The sequence below is a fragment of the Psychromonas arctica DSM 14288 genome (genome assembly GCF_000482725.1).
GTDB classification, from domain to species: Bacteria; Pseudomonadota; Gammaproteobacteria; order Enterobacterales; family Psychromonadaceae; genus Psychromonas; species Psychromonas arctica.
Window position 1 is genome coordinate 44,492 of the sequence record NZ_AXWP01000045.1, and the last position, 19,179, is coordinate 63,670.

Sequence of the window (19,179 nt, forward strand, 5' to 3'; positions counted from 1 at the left end):
ACATTCATTTAATTAACTCTAGTTATTAATCAATACGTTAACACCAAAAACTACAATCAATAGTTTTTCTAAAAGTAACAGAAAAAAAGCCCACTTAATTGCTTAAGTGGGCTTTCGAGTCATAAACGCTATATTATGTTTAAATTAATCTTACACTTATAACACTGATAACTTATCTTTCATTTCTTGGTGTTTAGCTAACATAGTTGTACTCGGTGCAGCTGTCATTAAACTAGCTACCACGATTGAAATAGTAGCAAAAATAATACCAGGGACAATCTCGTAAACGTCAAACCAACCGCCACTTAATTGTTTCCAGACCACAATTGTTACACCACCTACAACAATACCCGCTAGCGCGCCTAAACGATTCATGCGAGACCAGAATAAACTTAATACAATCACAGGACCAAATGCGGCACCAAAACCAGCCCATGCATATGACACTAAACCAAGTACTGAGCTTTCAGGGTTAAAGGCTAAAGCTAATGCAATAAGCGATAAACCAACGACACCTAAGCGCCCAACTAATACTATTTTTTCAGAGCTAGCTTCAGGATTAATATGCTGTTTATAGAAATCCTCCGCCAATGCAGAAGAAGAAACAAGTAACTGTGAATCCGCTGTACTCATAATAGCCGCTAGGATCGCCGCTAATAAAATACCCGCGATCACAGGGTGGAACATACCATTCACTAGAATCATAAAGATAGTTTCGCTATCTTCTAATACACCACCTAAATTCGCATCCACGTAGGTGATCCCAATCAAACCAACAGCAATAGCACCCATAATTGAAAGTGCAGTCCAAATCACTGAAATACGACGAGCGGTAGTTAACGATTTATTACTACTTGCTGCTTGGAAACGCGCTAAAATATGAGGTTGTCCAAAGTAACCTAAGCCCCATGCAACTAGTGAAATAATAGCGATGGCACTCATTGGTGTACCATCATTGTTAGTAAAAGCATCTAACAATTCAGGGTTCTTAGCCGTTAATGTTGCCGCTAAATCACTTACCGATCCATCTATTGCAAGAATAGGCACCAGCAGTAATGCCGCAGCCATCAATAGACCTTGCACTAAATCAGTCCAAGATACCGCTAAGAAACCACCAAACAAGGTATAAGAAACAACACAAACCGTACCGATAATTACAGCGAGCTGATAGTTGAGGTCAAAAACAGTTTGGAATAACTTACCGCCAGCTACTAAACCCGCGCTGGTGTAAAAAAGGAAAAATAGCAGAATAAAAAACGCAGACATCGTTTGTAATAATTTACTTTTATCTTCAAAGCGACGCGCAAAATAATCTGGTAAGGTTAATGAATCATTAGTAATAATGGTGTAGGTACGTAAACGCTTTGAACAAATAAGCCAATTTAACCAACTACCCACTAATAAACCACCAGCTAACCAAAGAGAGCCGTAACCAGCCACTAATGCATACCCAGGTAAACCTAACAACAACCAACCACTCATGTCAGATGCACCAGCAGATATTGCCGTTGGCCAAGGTCCGAGTTGACGTCCACCTAAAAAATAATCCGAAGAATTAACTGTTTTTCGAAAAGCCCAATAACCAATCCCCATCATCATCGCTAAATAAAGGATGAAGGTTCCAATCACTGCAAAATTTTGTTCTATCATAAGATTTAAACTCCTTAACACTTCCTGTGATAATTTGTATTTCCAAACAACTATCATTCCTTAAATGTTGTTTATAACAATACCTTAACAAATTAGCCTGTGAATAATTTACTTTAGTGAATTTAAACTCAGATTTAAGTAAAAATCAGCTCCTTGAAAGTTTTTTTTGTGATCTTGCGCAGATAATATAAAAATAATTTATTCAAACATATCATTATAAAATTAAACAATATGCTTGAAAAATAAGCATATTAATAGCGATAAACCATTCCTGTTGAAATAATAACGCCTTTGCTATCATAGAAAGCTATATCTGAATTTTCTTGATTATATCCAAGCATCATGGTCCAGCTCCAATGCTGCCAATCAAATGGACGCTGATAGGAATAAAGACTGAAAATGCCTGCATGTGTTAAATCTTGCTTATCATTAAAAATAGGATTTTCTTGTTTATAAAGACGCACACCGGCATTAATAGTGGTGGTTAAAGTATGTCTTTGCTTGAATAATAAAAGCGACAGTTGACCCGTATATTGATCATAACTATTTGCATCTCCATCGGCATTTCGATTGGTATATTGAAAAGCCGGCTTCAGTAATACACCCTGAGATATAGGAAATGAGCTTCCTACCTCAACACGTTGATATAAGCTATCACGTTTTAACAACGCTATTTCAGAGGTATCACTTAATTGGCTCTGACCACTTAATTCATCGTCGATACTACTGCTTGCTATCGCGTATTTAAAAGTGAGCCCAGTACCTAAAATATTATCAACAGCAATTCGAGCACCACCGACTTTTTGATCAGTGCTTTGCCTTTTTATATTAGTAACAAAAGGGTCTTCCCAAGTTTCATTGAATAAAGATAATTTAGGAAAAACGGCAACCGTTAATTTACTTTGATCTGCAAAATGATGGATCATGCCAAGTTCATATTGGAATTTTGCAGTACTAACTTGTTCGCGGCTATTGCCTAGATAGAATTGGGTGTTAAGGTTTTTTAAGGTGTATTGGATCCGCCCTAATGGATACACAAGTACTGATGAGTTAGATTGGCCACTATTATTTAAATCGTTAGTGATTTCATTATCATGATCAGTATCAAACTGTGACTCTCCTCCGCTGTAGCCAGCATTAACGCTTAATGTAAACTCCCAGCCCGCTTCTTTACTGAGTGGTTGAGCGATAACAGAACAACTTATAAAAATACCCGCGGTTAAACCGCCTATTGCTTTTAACATTATCTTTATCCCTATTGAAGTGTTTGCTTACTGTACTGCTTTATTAATATGTTTACCTGTAGCAATAAAACCAATACGTAATTTTTTTTAAATTAGCTCTTTTTTCATTACTTTAAAGAATCAAAACATGAACATGACGAAGTTATTTGATTAAGGGGGCAAGCATTTTTTCTAATCCATTTAATTTTACTTCGTACATTAACGCCAACTGCTCACCTAATTTACCTTCTGGAAAGCCTTTACCGTGAAACCACACTAAATAAGGCTCAGGTAAATGAATTAGCTTACGGCCTGCGTACTTACCAAATGGCATGGTTTGATTAATTGCATCACTTAATGCACGAGGGTTATCTAACATATTATTCCTTTGAGCAGGTGTTGACTAAGGTAATGAGTTGTTTTAATTTTAATTCAATCTCTGAAGCACTGATCTTAAAGCCAATATTTAGGCGAAAGCAATGCTTATATAAACCCAACGTACTAAAGCTTTCACCAATGCGTACATCTAATTGCTTTTCAATCGCTAGCTTTCTTAATCTAAACGTATTTAAATTATCCACTTCAATCCATAAAACAAACCCACCAGCCGGTTGACTTATCTTACTATTAAGCGGCAAATTTTGTTGTAAATAGGTAGTAAACTGCAATGTTTGCTGAGCGAGGTGTAAGCGTATCTTTTTGAGATGGTTAAGGTAATCACCACGTTGAATAAAATCTGCTATTGCGAGTTGTAAAGGCGAAGTAATACCTTGATTCGCAAATAATCGTTGTTGTAAATAAGCTTGCAAATAACGACCTGGTAGACACCACCCTAACCGGTAACCAGCCGCAATAGTTTTAGAAATAGATCCACACCATAGGATATACCCCTCTGTGTCCCAATGCTTTGCAGGCAAAGGAAGGACTTTTTTATAACCCAATTCGAGATACACATCATCTTCAATAATAGGGATTTTATAATGAGTCGCCAGCTCAACTAACCTTTGCTTTTGCAATGGTGTCATTGAGGTTCCCTGTGGATTCATATGTGAAGTGCAAAATAATCCCGCTTTTATTGACCCTAAATGCATTTGTTTCTGTAACTGATCAAGGTCTATCCCCTCTTGTACAGAAGGGATCTCAACAACTCGACGCTTCATAACGCCTAATAATTCCAATAAACCTGAGAAACAAGGTGAACTAATTGCGACGGCATCTCCCTCTTCAGTGATTATTTCAATTGCACTGCGTATTGCATCCATGCAACCGTGAGTGATTACACAATCTTCAGCAGAAAAATGAAAATCGATTCTTTTGAAATGATCACTTAAGCTTTCTCGCAATACCGGCTCTCCCTGCGGAGCAGGATAGTGACTGAGATGATTGCCTTGACGTTTCATCGCTCGCCGAAAAGATCCCTGTAATTTATCGATAGGAATTAACCCAGGATCGTAACGTGCAATACCTAAGGGGCAAGGATCAACAAAAGGATTATAGATAGCAGGTAAATGCGGTTTAGTAATGCTACTCGTAAAAGATACAAAACTCGGCCTAGATGACTGGTCCATTAATGGTGATTGCTGCGCAACATAATATCCCGACTGAGCTTTAGCCACCAACCAGCCTAATGATTCAAGGTGTTGGTAACAGTTTAAAGCCGTCGTCATACTCACATTGTGTAACTGTTTAAATTTACGTAATGACGGCATTTTAGCATGTAATGCTAATTGCCCAGATTTGATCTGCTGCACACACTGTGTCGCTAATTGTATATAACGCATAAAACTGTACCGCCCATAAAATTGAAATTTGTATCTGTTATCTTTTTTAGTTTGTTTGATAATACTCACAAGCGCAAGCACACCTCATTTAAAATAAAGGGTCGATGATGAAAAAAAATGATTTGATACTAGGTATCTTAGTAATGATTGTCTGGGGATTAAATTTCTCTGTAATCAAATTGGGTGTCAGTGAAATTGATCCTTTATTATTAACCGCATTAAGGTTCACACTAGCAACATTACCGGCTATATTTTTTGTTAAAAAACCAAATGTTTCATGGTGGTATCTGATCATTTATGGATGGTTATTCGCAATTGGTATTTGGGGTATGGCGACATGGTCTATCGAAGCGGGTTTAAGTGCTGGTATGGCATCAGTATTGCTACAAATGAATGTAGTATTCGGTTTATTCTTAGGTTATTTTTTACTAAAAGAACCGCTGCCAATTAATAAAGTCATTGGCAGCGGTATTGCTTTAGCAGGGTTATTATTAAGCTTAACCGTCACTGACGGTTCAGTAACTCAACTAGGGTTAATGTTAATATTATTCGCTGCTATATCGTGGAGTTTAGCGAGCATCACAGTCAAAAAAGCGGCAACCAAACAAATCTTTGCCTTTAGTTTATGGGCGATGGCTTTTGCACCTGCTCCTTTGTTTCTTATCGTCTATTTACAATCAGGTAGCGATATTTTTGTACAACTGCCAGAACAACTCAATGAACGGGTCATTTTCTCTGTATTATTTCAAGCGTATCCGGTTACTTTATTAGGGTATTGGATTTGGAATCGTTTATTAGTGACTTATCCATTAACAACGGTTGCTCCCCTCACTTTATTAGTGCCCGTGTTTGGATTATTAGGGGGGGTATTGTTTTACCAAGAGACGGTAGGTCTGATTAAGTTGATTGCTTTTTTATGTGTGATCAGCGGAATTTTAATTAGTTTTGTTAATACTAAATTGATCACTAAACTGAAATCGCGATACATTTGAGTTACTTAACCTCAACCCGGGGTAATAAATACAAAATTAATATCATAATCAATTAGTTATAATTTCTCACAATACAGTTTTGTGTAGTTCAAGGCAAATCAGCATAGCAATAACTGATTATTGATAGCTGATTTAACACAGAAATACACGGAAATAGCTGCGCTGTATCGGTTGGATGATCCCGAGCTGAGGTTGCTTATTAAAGTAGTGAGTTGAAACAGAATATTGAAGCATTTTACTGACTAAAATATACGACCAGTGGGATAACACTTTTATCGACGTCTGATGCATTAAAGAATTAACGGATTTACTATAAAAAACAGGTAAACTAGATCCGCTTTATCACCTTAATAATATGACAGAGATACTTTATGCCCTACCAAGCTGCTATTTTCGATATGGATGGTCTATTACTGGATACTGAACGAGTTTGCATGCAAGCCTTCGAAAAGGCCTGCCAACAGTTATCACTGCCTTTTGTGAAAAGCGCTTACTTAAAAATTATTGGTCGTAATGCTCAAGGTATTGAAGAAGCGATCATGTCGCATTATGCACAGTATATTGAGTATGCACCATTACGTAAGGCTTGGATGGATGGTTATTGGCCGATTGTTGAGCACCAAGCTATTCCGGTTAAATCAGGTGTGATCAATTTACTTGAATGGTTTAAATCACAAAATATCCCTGTTGCCGTCGCCACATCAACACATAATAAATTAGCGGCAACAAAATTAAAGTTGGCGGGACTTGATCATTATTTTCAACATATTAGTAGTGGTTGCGAAGTTACTCGTGGTAAACCTGATCCCGAGATATTCTTACTCGCTGCACAACGCTTAAATGTTGCCCCTGAGCAATGTTTAGCCTTTGAAGATTCAAGTAATGGTGTTATCTCTGCCATAGCCGCAAAAATGCAAGTCTTTCAGGTACCTGATCTGGTTATTCCAGATCAACAAGTGATTGCATTAGGTCACCATATAGCATCTTCACTAGATCATGTGTTAACGCACCTTAAACAGCAAAACAACAAGTAAATACTTAACCTTTTTTGTTTTTGTTAACGCACATCAATACTCATTGATGTGCGTTGCTTTTTATCTAAAGCGACATTTTAATCCACAGCTATTTTTTGATCTACAAAGATAAGCTCTTGAGTGGCGAAACCATACTTAGCAGCAGTATTAATAAAGTCCTGTTTCACGGTATCACTCACTTGCGGAGTTCGTGACAACAACCATAAATAATCATGATTATAACTACTGATAAAAGCATATTGATAGTCCACTTTATCCATTTTAAAGATAATATAAGACCCGTAAAATGGACCAAAAAAAGAAACTTTTAAATGCCCTGTATTTTTATCATCAACAAAATAAGCCTTTCCAACCGCTTCTTGCCATTCCTTATCTTCTTTGGAGTAGCCTCTATTAATGACTTTAATACCGCCATCTTCACGCATTGAGTAAGTCGCAGAGACTTGATCCAGACCTCGTTCAAAAGAATGGTCTAAACGCGCTATTTCATACCAAGTACCTAAATAACGCTCACTTTCAAAGTGTTTAACTGCCTGCATACCTTCGGGTACGCCAGTACATGCTGTTTGTAACAAAATAGCCGTCAGTAATAATAAAACTTTCATTTTGATCCCTCATTTACGCTCGTTTTTGTAGCTAAGGATGAGCCACATAAAACAGTCTGGTGTTATTCGCCATTAAAGTAAACAAAGATCATTCAGTATTTTAGTAGATGAATTTTCTCCCCGCTGTTATGACAGGTCACGATTACGAAGGCGAATAAATTCACGCGGCGTAATGCCACTCCAACGCTTAAAAGCACGTACAAAGTTATTAGGATGTGTATACATCAGCTTTTCCGCTAATATTTCATATTCATGCACATTTTGATCAATAAGTTCACAAGCCTGCTGAAAACGGACCTCATCGAAAACCTGGCGCAAAGACGAGCCCTGCCCCTGCAGTTTTCTTTTTAAAGTACGAACACTTATATCTAATGAAGCAGAAATATTCTCCGCTAACCAATCCTGACCAAAATACCCCTGTTTTAATAAAAGCTTGAAGGCTTGTAAAAAATCATTAGGTATAGGGTCAATCTCAGCTAACTGCGGTAAATCAATAGCTGGGTTGTGTTTATTTAATAAACGTCGATCTATCGCGATTGCCGAATAGCTGTGCCCTAATTTAATATCGGTACCTTTAAAGAATCGAGAGTGTTCAATTCCAACTGCCTCTGTATCTCTTAATTTAATCTGTTTAGGTTGCCAGCCATGCCCTAAATAATGTTCAACTAACAAACAGATAAAAGTGAGCACGTGCTGTTCAACTTGCCAAGCTCCTTGTTTGACATGCCGAGAGTGCGGCTGGCAGATCCAAATATTTTGCTTGTCTTCCTTTAGCAAAAAAATGTTATTACTATTGTGAAGACTAATGTGACGAGTTAATAACAGTAAAGCTTGATGAAGATTATCAGCATTCACCAAACATTTAGTAAATTCACCATACTGTGATAAATCACTTTGCTCTGTTAACCAAGTCGCCAAATGCGGCATATTGGTATAATCAGCAGCAAGCTTTAAAAAGTGCCAAATTTTCTTTTCTATAATCAGTTCGTTAGGCTGAATTGGGGTAGCAAAATATAGCCCTGCTTTTTCCAATAAAGATTCAACGGGAAGCGATAATGCGTGCAGGTTTTGAATCACTGCATTTAAGTGACTTGCTCTAATTAAATGTAGACTTGTGGGCATCTATAACACCTCATATTGATAAAATGATGTACTTACTTTTAATAAAAAAACCTAAAGTAATCAAAATAGTATATGCACAGATAAAATTTATGCGCGAAAAAATACCTCAAAAAGAGTACTTAATTCAAAATTTTTACAAAATCAATGAGACCGATTGTTCTTCATGTATGATAATTTGTATTTTTTGTAGGAGTGTGTAGGAAAATGAGCAATATAAAACAACAACAAATAATAGAAGCTGCCTTTGCACTTTTTTATCAAAAGGGGTTTCATGCCGTTGGTATCAATGAAATTATCAAGCAATCACAAGTTGCAAAAAAGACACTCTATAATCATTTTAAAAATAAAGATGCACTAATTCTTGCTACGTTAGAATGGCATCATCAACAAATCATAGAGCACTTACAAAAAAGTATTACCTTAGCAGTACCGGGCAAAGATAGTATCTTGGTTATTTTTGAGCAGTTAGATGCTTGGCTTAATGGGAAAGTGACACAATTACCAACCTTCAATGGTTGTTACTTCACCCAAGCACATAAAGAATTTTCTATGCTAAATCCCGAGATAACTGAATCCTGCTTACACCATAAACAAACCTTTCAGAATATTTTTAAAAAACAGGTAGAAGATTTCGAAAAAGATGCTCAAAAAAATCGTTTGATTGTTGATTTATTGACCTTATTAAAAGAAGGTGTCATTGCAAACGAACAAATATTCCAACAAAAATATAGCGCTCAGCAGGCCACCTTTTACATTGAAAATATGTTACGTTTCAAGCGTTAGTATAAGTACGCCCTAAGTAACAAGCTTACAGAGCATAGTAATTGCTAACTAATAAGTAATATAAAAATTGCTTAAATGATTTCTATTCGTATAATGCCCCGCACAATTAATGCGCTGAATTTACGTTTCAGTTAGCAAACAGAGGAATAAAAAATGCAAAATACAGTGGTTTGTGCGCTATACCGATTTGTTGATCTAGTAAATTATGAAGAGATCCAAACACCTTTACTTAACATCATGAATGCCAATCAAGTAAAAGGTACTTTGTTATTAGCAAGCGAAGGTATCAACGGCACTATTGCTGGTGATCAAGAAGGTATTGATAATGTACTTAATTGGTTAAAATCAAACCCTTCTTTAACCGATTTAACAGCAAAATTTTCATTTGATACAGAAAACCCATTTTACCGCACAAAAGTAAAACTAAAAAAAGAAATTGTAACTTTGGGTGTTGAAGGTATTGATCCGAATCGTGTCGTAGGGACTTACGTTAAACCTAAAGATTGGAATGCCCTGATCAGTGATCCAGAGGTATTATTGGTCGATACTCGAAATGATTATGAAATTAGCATTGGTACTTTTAAAAATGCTGTCGATCCAAAAACAACTAATTTCCGTGAATTTCCACAATACGTTAAAGAAAATTTAGACCCTAAAAAACATAAAAAAATTGCTATGTTTTGTACCGGTGGAATTCGTTGTGAAAAATCAACTGCTTACTTAAAAGAGCAAGGTTTTGGTGAAGTTTATCACCTTGAAGGTGGTGTACTTAAATATCTTGAAGAAGTGCCAGAATCAGAAACCATGTGGGAAGGTGAGTGCTTTGTCTTTGATAATCGCGTATCAGTAAACCACCAGCTTGAAAAAGGTCAATATGACCAATGCCATGGTTGCCGTTTACCGATCACTGAAGAAGACAAAAAATCAGAAAAGTATATGCAAGGCGTAAGTTGTCATCGATGCCATGACAGTTTATCTGAGCAACAAAAATTGCGTTTTTTAGAGCGTGAAAAGCAAATTCGTCTTTCGCAGGAGCGTGGTCAAGCACATATTGGCTCGGATGCTTTAACACAATTAGAAGAAAATAGAGCAAAAAAACAAGCAGTAAAAATGCAGCAACGCTGCAGCTTATAAGATTACGATCAACAATATCAACGGCGAGTGATCGCTGTTGATATCAATTTATTCAGATTTAAAGCCCCTGCCACAATAACTCAATCACTTTCTTTTTAATATCTATCGCTTAAAAACTACGTTTTAATTAAATAGCCATAAGAAAAGCGTTTCCTCCGAGTAAACAAAGTTGATCTTTGAGTTGATACCACTCGTACTCTTTGATTTGATAGTATGTATTTTCTTTCCATTAACACGGCTCACATTGCGCAATAAACAGTCAATAAAAGTGTTATGTGAACCTAAGAATTAGTTAAAGTACAAAAAAACACACAAAGGCCCTACTAAATTATTGAAAGGTGCTAAGGTTAAATGAGTATTTTATTGAGCAACTTACAAACAATTTTAAATCAAAAAGACACATCACCATTACTGTTAATGTGCAAATCCTTAACTATCAGTAAAATAATTAAACTTTAATTAACACTTGCCGATATAGACAAATCAACCTGTACTTAAAAGTACGCTATTTACCCTCTTCAAAGCAGTGTTTAATATATATGCAACAACAAATTTCAACGTTTTTTCAATATAGTGATTATAATTTATTCATTGTTTCTACGCACAACCCAATATTAGTCATTTTATCAATATTGATCGCTATCCTTGCTTCTTTTATGGGGTTTCAAGTTGCATCTCAAGCAAAGCATACAACGCCCGCCCGTAAAAGTTTATTACTACTAATTGGCAGTATTGCTTTAGGAGGTGGTGTCTGGTCAATGCACTTTATTGGCATGCTCGCTCTGGAGTTATGTACTAGTGTTTCCTATCAGTTTGAGTTAACGACGCTCTCTATTTTACCTGCAGTAGCCGCTTCTTGGGTGGCACTTAATTTACTTACAAACCACCAAATTCAAAGGAAGCAGTTAGTCTATAGCGGTGTTCTGGTTGGTTCAGGTATTGGAACTATGCACTATGTCGGTATGGCGGCGATGGAGATGGCCCCTTTACTTCGTTATGACCTACCTTTGTTTATCCTCTCTATTATTGTCGCTATCAGCTTGGCAATATTAGCACTGTGGATAAGCTTTGGTTTAGATAAAAAGGCATCATTGCAATACAGTAAAAATACAAAACTAACCATTTCAAGTTGTGTTATGGGAGCGGCCATTGCTGGTATGCATTACACAGGTATGCTTGCAGCTCGTTTTGTATTGCCACCCGGCATCGAGCTATCACAACAAAGCAGCAATGTATCAACGTTATTGGCACTGGGAGTCACAACCATTACCGTAGTGATCATTTTTCTAGTGTTAGGCATAAATTTAATTATTCGCTATAAAGATATTTCAGCCACTGCAACCAATAATGAAAGACGACTGCTTGCCACTATGGACACTGCTATCGATGGCATTATTACGATTGATGCTGAGCGTATTATTATTAGCGTCAATAATGCAGTATCAACATTATTAGGATGGCAACCAGAAGAGTTAATTGGCAATAATGTCAAAATGTTAGTGCCTGTACCTTTTCAGCATAATCATGATCAATATGTGGATAATTACCTACAAACTAGAGAAGCAAAAATAATCGGCAAAGGCCGTGAAGTAGAAGCGCTTTGTAAAAGCGGTGAAAAAATCCCAGTACGTTTAGGAATTGGGCATGTAGAACTGAATAACCAACATATGTTCGTAGCCTTTATTTCTGACTTACGTGAGCGTAAAGCCATGGAAAACACACTGCGAAAAAAAGAATCTAAGATCCGTTCCTTGGTCACTAATATTCCCGGTATTGCTTATCGTTGTATCGATAGGCCGGGTTGGCCAAATATTTTTATTAATGATGAAGTTGAAAAAATATTGGGTTACCCAGCTGAAGACTTCTTATTACCTTACCCTAAACGTAGTATTGCAGACTTTGTACATCCAGAAGATATGCCAACTATCGCACAGACTAATTTTCGACACACAAACGGCTTTCAGCTTGAATTTAGAGTTATTGACCGTAACAGCAAAGTAAAATGGGTACTGGGTCACGGTCGCTCATCAAAGGATGAAAACTCAGAAGATTATTTTCTTGATGGTTTCATCATGGACATTACAGACCGTAAAAAAATGGAATCAGCTTTAATTGCAGAAAAAGAAAAAGCTGAGCAAGCCGCGGCAACTAGAGCTGCTTTTTTAGCAAATATGAGCCATGAAATTCGCACTCCAATGAATGCCATTATTGGTTTTAGTGATATTTTATTGGATGAAGAACTCAGTATTCATCAAAGAAAACAACTCAATACTATTAATCAATCAGCTAAGTCCTTATTGCATATTCTAAATGACATTTTGGATAGTGCGAAACTGGATAAAGGTAAATTTCAGCTCGAATATCGGGATTTTTCGCTAGTCGAAGAAGTCGATTCAGTGGTATCAACATTATGGTTGCAAGCCCAACATAAAAATTTAGATATTAATCTTAATATAGAAAAAAATATTCAACGCTTCTACCATGGTGCACCTGATCGATTAAGGCAAGTACTCACTAACCTGATTGGAAATGCAATCAAATTCACCGAACAAGGGCATGTTGATATCGCTATAAAAAGTGAGTCTGAGGGTTTTTTAACCTTTGCGATTTCAGACACTGGCATCGGCATGACTCAGCAACAACTAGCCGCTATTTTTGATGCATTTGCACAAGCAGATGAATCCATGAGTCGCCGTTTTGGAGGCACCGGGTTAGGTACCACTATCAGCAAACAGCTAGTTGAATTAATGGGAGGCACAATTTCGGCGAGTAGCGAGTTTGGCAAAGGCTCTACTTTTACTTTTACGCTTCCTGTAAAAATTGCGATAGCATCTACAACAGCAGACAAAAAACAAGATCAAGTTCTCCTACCACAACTGAGTGTATTGATTGTCGATGATATTGAGCAAAATATTGATTTATTAAGCTTGATCTTAAAACGACACGGACATGTAATTTCCGTTGCAAGAAATGGTGAGCAAGCACTATTAAAAATGGAAAGTGAAGGGTTTGATGTCGTCTTGATGGATATACAAATGCCAGTAATGGACGGTTTGACAGCGACAGAACAAAGACGAACCTATGAAGCAGAAAATGGGCTGGCACGATTACCAATCATAGCCTTAACGGCCAGCGTGCTACCTCAAGATAAAAAATCTGCACAACTTGCAGGAATGGATGGTTTTGCCAGCAAACCCATCGATATTCGGCAGTTAATAGGTGAAATTGCGAAGACTATTATTATTGAGCAAGTAGACACTTCACCCAAACAGCCAGTTTCAACACAAAAAGCAACGATTGACCTTGAGAAGGGCATTGATTTGTGGGGATCGAAAACAACTTTATTTCATGAAATCATAAACTTTTTAAACAAGTCAGAACATGAACTCTGTTCACTAGTGTCATTAGTACAAAGTAATGATTGGTCCAAGCTAGAAGATATTGCACATAAATATAAGGGTGTTGCTGGTAATTTAGCACTGAATCAACTGATGCTGGCGTTTACTGAGTTAGAGCAAATAACCCGTAAACACAAACAAAGCGATGCTTTATTATTGATTGAGACGGTTCAAGATGAAGTTGATGCCATTAGTAAATGCGCGCAGAAAATGAGCAGTAAAACGCATAAAAAAGTACAAAGTAAACTTAAGGCAATATCTAAAGAACAGTTACTTAATACTTTATTAACCTTACAGAAATACGTTACCAATAATGAATTCGATGATGACTTATTAGATACACTTCAAGCCAATGCTGCGGGGTACGATAAACAAGTTACGCCTATCATCATTGCATGTAATGACTTTGATTTTGATTTAGCTTCAAGCCATATCAAGGCGTTTATCGACTCGTTACGATCCAATATTTAAATGATTAATAGGTGAATTGAATGCCAAATAGTAAACAGAATGTGCTTGTTATCGATGACGAGCCTATTAACTTAAAAGTATTGAACAATATCCTGAAGGATACCTATAAACTGACTTTTGCAAAAAGTGGTGCGGAAGCATTACGCTTAATAGAAAAAGAACAACCTGATTTAATATTACTTGATGTAATGATGCCAGAAATGACAGGCTATCAGGTATGTGAGCACTTAAAACAAACTACTTTATATAAGTCTATTCCTATTATTTTTGTCACTGCTTTAAACGATGCAGTGGATGAAGCCAAAGGTTTGAATATGGGGGCCGTAGACTATATTTCAAAACCTGTAACACCTGCGGTAGTGAAAGCACGCGTAAAAACACATCTATCATTAGTTGATGTGAACGAATTAAAACGCACTCGATTACAAATAATACAACGTTTAGGCCGAGCTGCAGAATACAAAGATAATGAAACAGGTATGCATGTGATGCGCATGAGCCATTACTCTAAAATAATTTCTTTAGCTTATGGCCATTCAATGAAAGAAGCGGATGCTTTATTTCATGCCGCACCGATGCATGATATTGGAAAAATAGGCATTCCTGACAGCATCATGCTTAAACCGGGTAAATTAACTAGCGAAGAATTCAGCATCATGCAAAAACATCCGGAAATAGGCGCTGAAATACTCGGAGAGTCTGATTCTGATTTAATTGAGTTAGCTAAAGTCGTCTCTATGACACACCATGAGAAATGGGATGGAACAGGCTACCCTAAGCAATTAAAGGGAGAAAACATTCCTATTGAAGGACGTATCGTCGCCCTAGCAGATGTTTTTGATGCATTAACCAGTGTGCGCCCTTATAAAGAGGCTTGGACGGTTGAAAAAGCCGTTGAGTTTATTACTTCGCAAAAAAATAAACACTTTGACCCAGAGCTAGTTGACTTATTTGTAAGTAAGCTGGACAAAATTGTAGAGATAAAAAATCGCTGGAAAGATTAGATTATGAAAGTCTTTTGATAAGCGATAGCGCCTTTCAGCCCTAACAATAAAGCTTGTTAAACGAGGTTATTATTTAAAAAATAATCGAACAATAAACAGACTTCATGAACAAAATAGGCGATAATCCGCGCTTACAAAATTTCAGGTGCTCAAAAATTCACCAGCCTAGCACCCATTTATAAAAATATAGTTTCAGGAAATTTATTTATGTCCCAAGTTGGCACTCTTTTTATTGTATCTGCCCCAAGTGGCGCAGGGAAATCTAGCCTTATTAAGGCTTTATTAGCAGAAAATAGCGATCACCCTGCTCAAGTATCAATTTCACATACCACACGTTTACCGCGTCCAGGTGAAGTAGATGGTGAACATTACCATTTTGTTAGTAAAGCAGAGTTTGAACAGTTAATTTCAGAAAATGCATTTTTTGAATGGGCTGAAGTGTTTGGTAATTATTACGGAACCTCTCGCATCACTATTGAAGAGTCCTTGCAACAAGGCATCGACATCATGCTAGATATTGATTGGCAAGGTGCTCGTCAGGTACATCAAGTTATGCCAAACGCTAAAGGTATTTTCATCTTACCTCCGAGCCGCGCAGAGTTAGAAGCGCGCTTGAACAAGCGTGGCCAAGATAGTGCTGAAGTCATTGCGCAACGTATGGAAAAAGCACAATCAGAAATGTCACACTATAATGAATATGATTATTTAATAGTCAATGACGATTTTGATACAGCTATACGCGAGTTTTCTGCTATTGTACGCGCACTGCGTAATGAGCAAGAAAAACAAGCGATAAAACACAGTAAAACCATCAAAGAGTTATTAGAAGTATAAACTCTATACTAAGGTGCTGGATCAATTCCTATTTTGCACATATAATAACCGCCCTTTTTTATGTAATTAACTTTTGGAGTTCAACAATGGCACGAGTAACCGTTGAAGATGCAGTAAATGTAGTAGGCAACCGTTTTGATCTAATCTTAATGGCTTCTCGCCGAGCTCGTCAGCTTGCTACTGGAGGTAAAACACCTTTAGTTGATCCAGAGAATGACAAACCAACCGTGATTGCTTTACGTGAAATTGAAGAAAACTTAATTACTAATGAGTTAATGGATATTCAAGATCGTCAAGAAAGACATGAAAAACAAGCTGCTGAATTAGCTGCTGTTGCTGCAATTGCTGAAGGTCATGGTTAAATACTAACTGACCTTATAAAAATGAAAAAGCGCTGATCATGTAAATGTTCAGCGTTTTTTTATGGCTAAAAAAATACCATCGATTGTATTAAATAGGTGGCTTAAATTTGCTGCTGGAAAATGAATTAGGTTGAGCATAGATTGATGTAAAGGTTATTTCCTTTAACGAACTTACAATAAAAAATACCTAATTTTAACCCGCGAAATAATCCACTTAATTATTCTAATTGATGTAATTAGTATAATCAGGAAAAAATTTTGTTTACTTTATTACTTCCCGTTCTCGCTATTATTATCGGTTTTGTGTTGCTTATCTGGAGTGCTGATAAGTTTGTCTTAGGCGCGTCTAATACTGCACGCAGCTTTTCTATATCTCCTCTCATAGTCGGTGTTGTTATTGTTGGCTTAGGCACCTCTGCCCCTGAGATGCTAGTATCTGCAATGGCTGCCGCTGATGGCAATACCGGTTTATCAATTGGTAATGCTATCGGTTCTAATATCACTAATATTGGTTTAATGTTAGGGATCACTGCAATGCTTTATCCATTGCAAATTCACTCAAAACTACTCAAACGTGAAATGCCCGTTTTACTCGCTATTATTACCTTAAGCTATTTTATTCTCTGGGATAGAGAACTCAGTTTTGCGAATGGTTTATTATTGCTAACACTTATGTTTTTGATGTTAGCTTTCACTATTTGGGAAGCTAAAAATCAACCTGACGATGCCCTGTCACAGGAAATATTAGAGGAGCTACCGGAACAGGTTAGTAAAGGAGAAGCCATTAAATGGTTGTTGATAGGCATCTTTATTTTGATCGCATCTTCTCGAATTTTAGTCTGGGGTGCCGTTGAAATTGCAGAATACTTTCAAGTCAGTGATTTGATTATTGGATTAACCATTGTGGCCATTGGCACCAGTCTGCCTGAGTTAGCTGCAACGATTACCGCAGCGCGTAAAAAAGAATATGACCTCGCACTGGGTAATATTATTGGGTCTAATATATTCAATATACTCGGCGTAATGGCATTACCAGGACTTATTCGTCCAGGCACATTTGATAGCGTTGTATTAACCCGAGACTATCCAGTGATGTTAGGTTTAACCATCGCCTTACTGATATTCTCTATTGCTTGGCGTAAAGGCACAACTGGCGTTTTAGCGCGCGTTGAAGGTGGTTTATTATTAGCCGCTTATATCGGTTATATGTTTTGGTTATACACTGGCCTAATTGAAACGGTTGTTTAGTGTTAATTTAATTACAACAAAAAAATAAAAATTTAAAGGTGCTAAAGATATACTTTAGCGCCTTTTTTCTTTTAAAAAGTAAAACCCATAAATTGCAATAAATTGTCTATGATTAATAAAACACTTGTCGGCTTCAATATTGAAGTGCATAAGGACTAAGCAGCACCAAGCAGCAAAAAGTACCCGCCCTCCTATTAAGACAATAGGTCCAAGTGTTCTGGCGGCGAGGCGTATAAATAAATAAGAGTGATCCTTCCTAGATAGCAACGAGTATTATTTACAGGGTCTAGCCGTATAAAACTTGCTAAGCCCATTTTTAATTCCTCAATCAATAATTGTGGTGTATAGCTAATAATTACTCCCTCTAATTGTTGTGCACTTTTATTATTCATACCATTCCACTTAATTAAATGGTTAAAAATTACGAAGGAAAAATCAATGAGGGCAAGGCGTTTGATTGAGTAATAGCTAGCTATTGGAATTGAGAACTACGGATTGAAAACAACAAAGTGTTCGTTAATTTTAATCAGCAATATTGATCAGGTTTTTATGCAGAATTGTATCATTTAGATAGCAGGTATAAAAAAGCCCAGCGTGTTAACACTAGGCTATTTATTCCAAAATAAAAATTAATTTTTATTTTGCGTTTAATACTTCTTCTGAAAAAGCTTCATTTGTTGCCTTCACTTCAGATGCAACATTTACTGGTGCTGTATTTTTTCTATGTGTTAAATAAAGTGGGATGGTTGCAAATACTACTCCACCTACAATGTTACCCAAAATGGTAGGGATCAAGTTAAAGTTTAACCATGTTGCAATACCAAAATCAGCACCTAAAATCATACCGAGAGGGAAAAGGAACATGTTTACCACTGTATGTTCAAATACTAACGCGAAGAAGATAAAGATAGGTAGCCACATAGCGGCCACTTTACCTGCAACAGAGCGTGATGTCATACCACCAATAACACCTAAACAGACCATCAGGTTACAAAAAATAGCGCGTACAAAACAAGTTATCCAGCCATCCATGCCTAGGTTTTCAAAACCAACGGTACGTGCTGTTGAGACTGCAATAAATTTCTGTGCCACAGCATTAGGGTCAATTGAAAAATTCATAGTTAATGAAATCGCAATCAAGTAAGCCACGATTAATGAACCAATTAAATTACCTAATCCAATCAGTCCCCAACAACGAAAAATACTCGCCCATGAAACACCTGGACGGTTATCAAATTTAGCCAACGGCGCTAAACCAAAAGCACCTGTTACTAAGTCAAAACCCATCAGGCTTAAAATACAAAAGCCAACTGGAAAGACAAGTGCACCAACAAGGCCAACGCCTGTTTGTACAATAGCTGTGATAGCAACAACAACGGCAAGTGACAAAATAATGCCTGCCATGGTGCCACGTAAAAGCAGATCGCCAGTACTCGTTTTTGTTTTAGCTTCGCCAGCATCGATCATGGTTTTTACGAAGTCAGTAGGTTTAATGTAAGACATAATATTGTCCCTATTGGTTAAAGTTTAAAGTTAAA

General features: G+C 36.9%; 17 protein-coding genes. 9 read left to right on the plus strand and 8 right to left on the minus strand.

Features of this window, described 5'->3' with window-relative positions; translation table 11 throughout:
- Positions 1–156: 156 nt before the first annotated feature.
- The 4 genes from putP to H592_RS0107125 all read right to left on the minus strand — a co-directional run bounded on the left by putP (position 157) and on the right by H592_RS0107125 (position 4,654).
- Positions 157–1,650: a sodium/proline symporter PutP gene (gene putP / locus H592_RS0107110; RefSeq protein ID WP_028868160.1), complete on the minus strand. Its 1,494-nt coding sequence runs from the start codon at positions 1,648–1,650 to the stop codon at positions 157–159.
- Between the two features lie 251 nt (positions 1,651–1,901).
- Complete coding sequence (locus H592_RS0107115; RefSeq protein WP_051369060.1) at positions 1,902–2,894, minus strand: DUF2860 domain-containing protein; 993 nt, start codon at positions 2,892–2,894, stop codon at positions 1,902–1,904.
- Positions 2,895–3,036: 142 nt separating this feature from the next.
- Entirely contained in the window at positions 3,037–3,252 is a 216-nt protein-coding gene (locus H592_RS0107120; protein ID WP_028868162.1) for a DUF3820 family protein, read from the minus strand.
- 1 nt (position 3,253) lies between these two features.
- Positions 3,254–4,654 (minus strand): aminotransferase-like domain-containing protein, encoded by a 1,401-nt coding sequence (locus tag H592_RS0107125; RefSeq protein WP_028868163.1) that lies wholly within the window; start codon positions 4,652–4,654, stop codon positions 3,254–3,256.
- Between the two features lie 107 nt (positions 4,655–4,761).
- On the opposite strand from H592_RS0107125, the gene H592_RS0107130 reads away from it, so the two are divergent.
- On the plus strand, positions 4,762–5,646 hold the full coding sequence (locus H592_RS0107130) for an EamA family transporter (protein ID WP_028868164.1): 885 nt from the start codon (positions 4,762–4,764) through the stop codon (positions 5,644–5,646).
- A gap of 371 nt (positions 5,647–6,017) precedes the next feature.
- Positions 6,018–6,680 carry an HAD family hydrolase gene (locus H592_RS0107135; protein WP_028868165.1) on the plus strand — a complete coding sequence of 221 codons (663 nt, stop codon included), beginning with the start codon at positions 6,018–6,020 and terminating at the stop codon, positions 6,678–6,680.
- 77 nt (positions 6,681–6,757) lie between these two features.
- On the opposite strand, the gene H592_RS0107140 is transcribed toward H592_RS0107135, so the two are convergent.
- Positions 6,758–7,285: a lipocalin family protein gene (locus H592_RS0107140; RefSeq protein WP_028868166.1), complete on the minus strand. Its 528-nt coding sequence runs from the start codon at positions 7,283–7,285 to the stop codon at positions 6,758–6,760.
- Positions 7,286–7,411: 126 nt separating this feature from the next.
- Complete coding sequence (locus tag H592_RS0107145; RefSeq protein WP_028868167.1) at positions 7,412–8,407, minus strand: helix-turn-helix transcriptional regulator; 996 nt, start codon at positions 8,405–8,407, stop codon at positions 7,412–7,414.
- Between the two features lie 204 nt (positions 8,408–8,611).
- On the opposite strand from H592_RS0107145, the gene H592_RS0107150 reads away from it, so the two are divergent.
- From H592_RS0107150 to H592_RS0107180, 7 genes are all read left to right on the plus strand, one after another.
- The gene (locus H592_RS0107150) at positions 8,612–9,190 is read left to right on the plus strand and encodes a TetR/AcrR family transcriptional regulator (protein ID WP_028868168.1); all 579 of its coding nucleotides are present in this window, start codon (positions 8,612–8,614) and stop codon (positions 9,188–9,190) included.
- A gap of 153 nt (positions 9,191–9,343) precedes the next feature.
- Positions 9,344–10,324: an oxygen-dependent tRNA uridine(34) hydroxylase TrhO gene (gene trhO, locus H592_RS0107155; RefSeq protein WP_028868169.1), complete on the plus strand. Its 981-nt coding sequence runs from the start codon at positions 9,344–9,346 to the stop codon at positions 10,322–10,324.
- 539 nt (positions 10,325–10,863) lie between these two features.
- A complete protein-coding gene (locus tag H592_RS0107160) occupies positions 10,864–14,193 on the plus strand; it encodes an MHYT domain-containing protein (RefSeq protein ID WP_028868170.1) in 3,330 nt (1,109 codons plus the stop codon).
- Positions 14,194–14,213: 20 nt separating this feature from the next.
- A complete protein-coding gene (locus tag H592_RS0107165; RefSeq protein ID WP_028868171.1) occupies positions 14,214–15,197 on the plus strand; it encodes a response regulator in 984 nt (327 codons plus the stop codon).
- 207 nt (positions 15,198–15,404) lie between these two features.
- Positions 15,405–16,031, plus strand: a complete 627-nt coding sequence (gmk, locus tag H592_RS0107170) for a guanylate kinase (protein ID WP_028868172.1) — start codon at positions 15,405–15,407, stop codon at positions 16,029–16,031.
- An 86-nt stretch (positions 16,032–16,117) separates the two neighbouring features.
- On the plus strand, positions 16,118–16,393 hold the full coding sequence (gene rpoZ / locus H592_RS0107175; RefSeq protein ID WP_028868173.1) for a DNA-directed RNA polymerase subunit omega: 276 nt from the start codon (positions 16,118–16,120) through the stop codon (positions 16,391–16,393).
- Between the two features lie 258 nt (positions 16,394–16,651).
- The gene (locus H592_RS0107180; protein ID WP_028868174.1) at positions 16,652–17,641 is read left to right on the plus strand and encodes a calcium/sodium antiporter; all 990 of its coding nucleotides are present in this window, start codon (positions 16,652–16,654) and stop codon (positions 17,639–17,641) included.
- A 194-nt stretch (positions 17,642–17,835) separates the two neighbouring features.
- Here H592_RS0107180 and H592_RS23885 read toward each other — a convergent pair whose 3' ends face one another.
- Positions 17,836–18,033, minus strand: coding sequence for a hypothetical protein (locus H592_RS23885; RefSeq protein ID WP_156916084.1), 198 nt, complete (start codon positions 18,031–18,033; stop codon positions 17,836–17,838).
- 244 nt (positions 18,034–18,277) lie between these two features.
- Positions 18,278–19,144 carry a formate/nitrite transporter family protein gene (locus H592_RS0107185; RefSeq protein ID WP_037071212.1) on the minus strand — a complete coding sequence of 289 codons (867 nt, stop codon included), beginning with the start codon at positions 19,142–19,144 and terminating at the stop codon, positions 18,278–18,280.
- Positions 19,145–19,179: the final 35 nt, after the last annotated feature.

Coding starts and splice junctions, on each gene's coding strand:
- H592_RS0107145 (WP_028868167.1), bottom strand. CDS start 8,407: ATGCCCACAAGTCTACATTTAATTAGAGCAAGTCACTTAAATGCAGTG.
- H592_RS0107135 (WP_028868165.1), top strand. CDS start 6,018: ATGCCCTACCAAGCTGCTATTTTCGATATGGATGGTCTATTACTGGAT.
- H592_RS0107130 (WP_028868164.1), top strand. CDS start 4,762: ATGAAAAAAAATGATTTGATACTAGGTATCTTAGTAATGATTGTCTGG.
- H592_RS0107150 (WP_028868168.1), top strand. CDS start 8,612: ATGAGCAATATAAAACAACAACAAATAATAGAAGCTGCCTTTGCACTT.
- H592_RS0107120 (WP_028868162.1), bottom strand. CDS start 3,252: ATGTTAGATAACCCTCGTGCATTAAGTGATGCAATTAATCAAACCATG.
- H592_RS0107115 (WP_051369060.1), bottom strand. CDS start 2,894: ATGTTAAAAGCAATAGGCGGTTTAACCGCGGGTATTTTTATAAGTTGT.
- H592_RS0107140 (WP_028868166.1), bottom strand. CDS start 7,285: ATGAAAGTTTTATTATTACTGACGGCTATTTTGTTACAAACAGCATGT.
- H592_RS0107165 (WP_028868171.1), top strand. CDS start 14,214: ATGCCAAATAGTAAACAGAATGTGCTTGTTATCGATGACGAGCCTATT.
- trhO (WP_028868169.1), top strand. CDS start 9,344: ATGCAAAATACAGTGGTTTGTGCGCTATACCGATTTGTTGATCTAGTA.
- H592_RS0107185 (WP_037071212.1), bottom strand. CDS start 19,144: ATGTCTTACATTAAACCTACTGACTTCGTAAAAACCATGATCGATGCT.
- gmk (WP_028868172.1), top strand. CDS start 15,405: ATGTCCCAAGTTGGCACTCTTTTTATTGTATCTGCCCCAAGTGGCGCA.
- H592_RS0107125 (WP_028868163.1), bottom strand. CDS start 4,654: ATGCGTTATATACAATTAGCGACACAGTGTGTGCAGCAGATCAAATCT.
- H592_RS0107160 (WP_028868170.1), top strand. CDS start 10,864: ATGCAACAACAAATTTCAACGTTTTTTCAATATAGTGATTATAATTTA.
- rpoZ (WP_028868173.1), top strand. CDS start 16,118: ATGGCACGAGTAACCGTTGAAGATGCAGTAAATGTAGTAGGCAACCGT.
- putP (WP_028868160.1), bottom strand. CDS start 1,650: ATGATAGAACAAAATTTTGCAGTGATTGGAACCTTCATCCTTTATTTA.
- H592_RS23885 (WP_156916084.1), bottom strand. CDS start 18,033: ATGAATAATAAAAGTGCACAACAATTAGAGGGAGTAATTATTAGCTAT.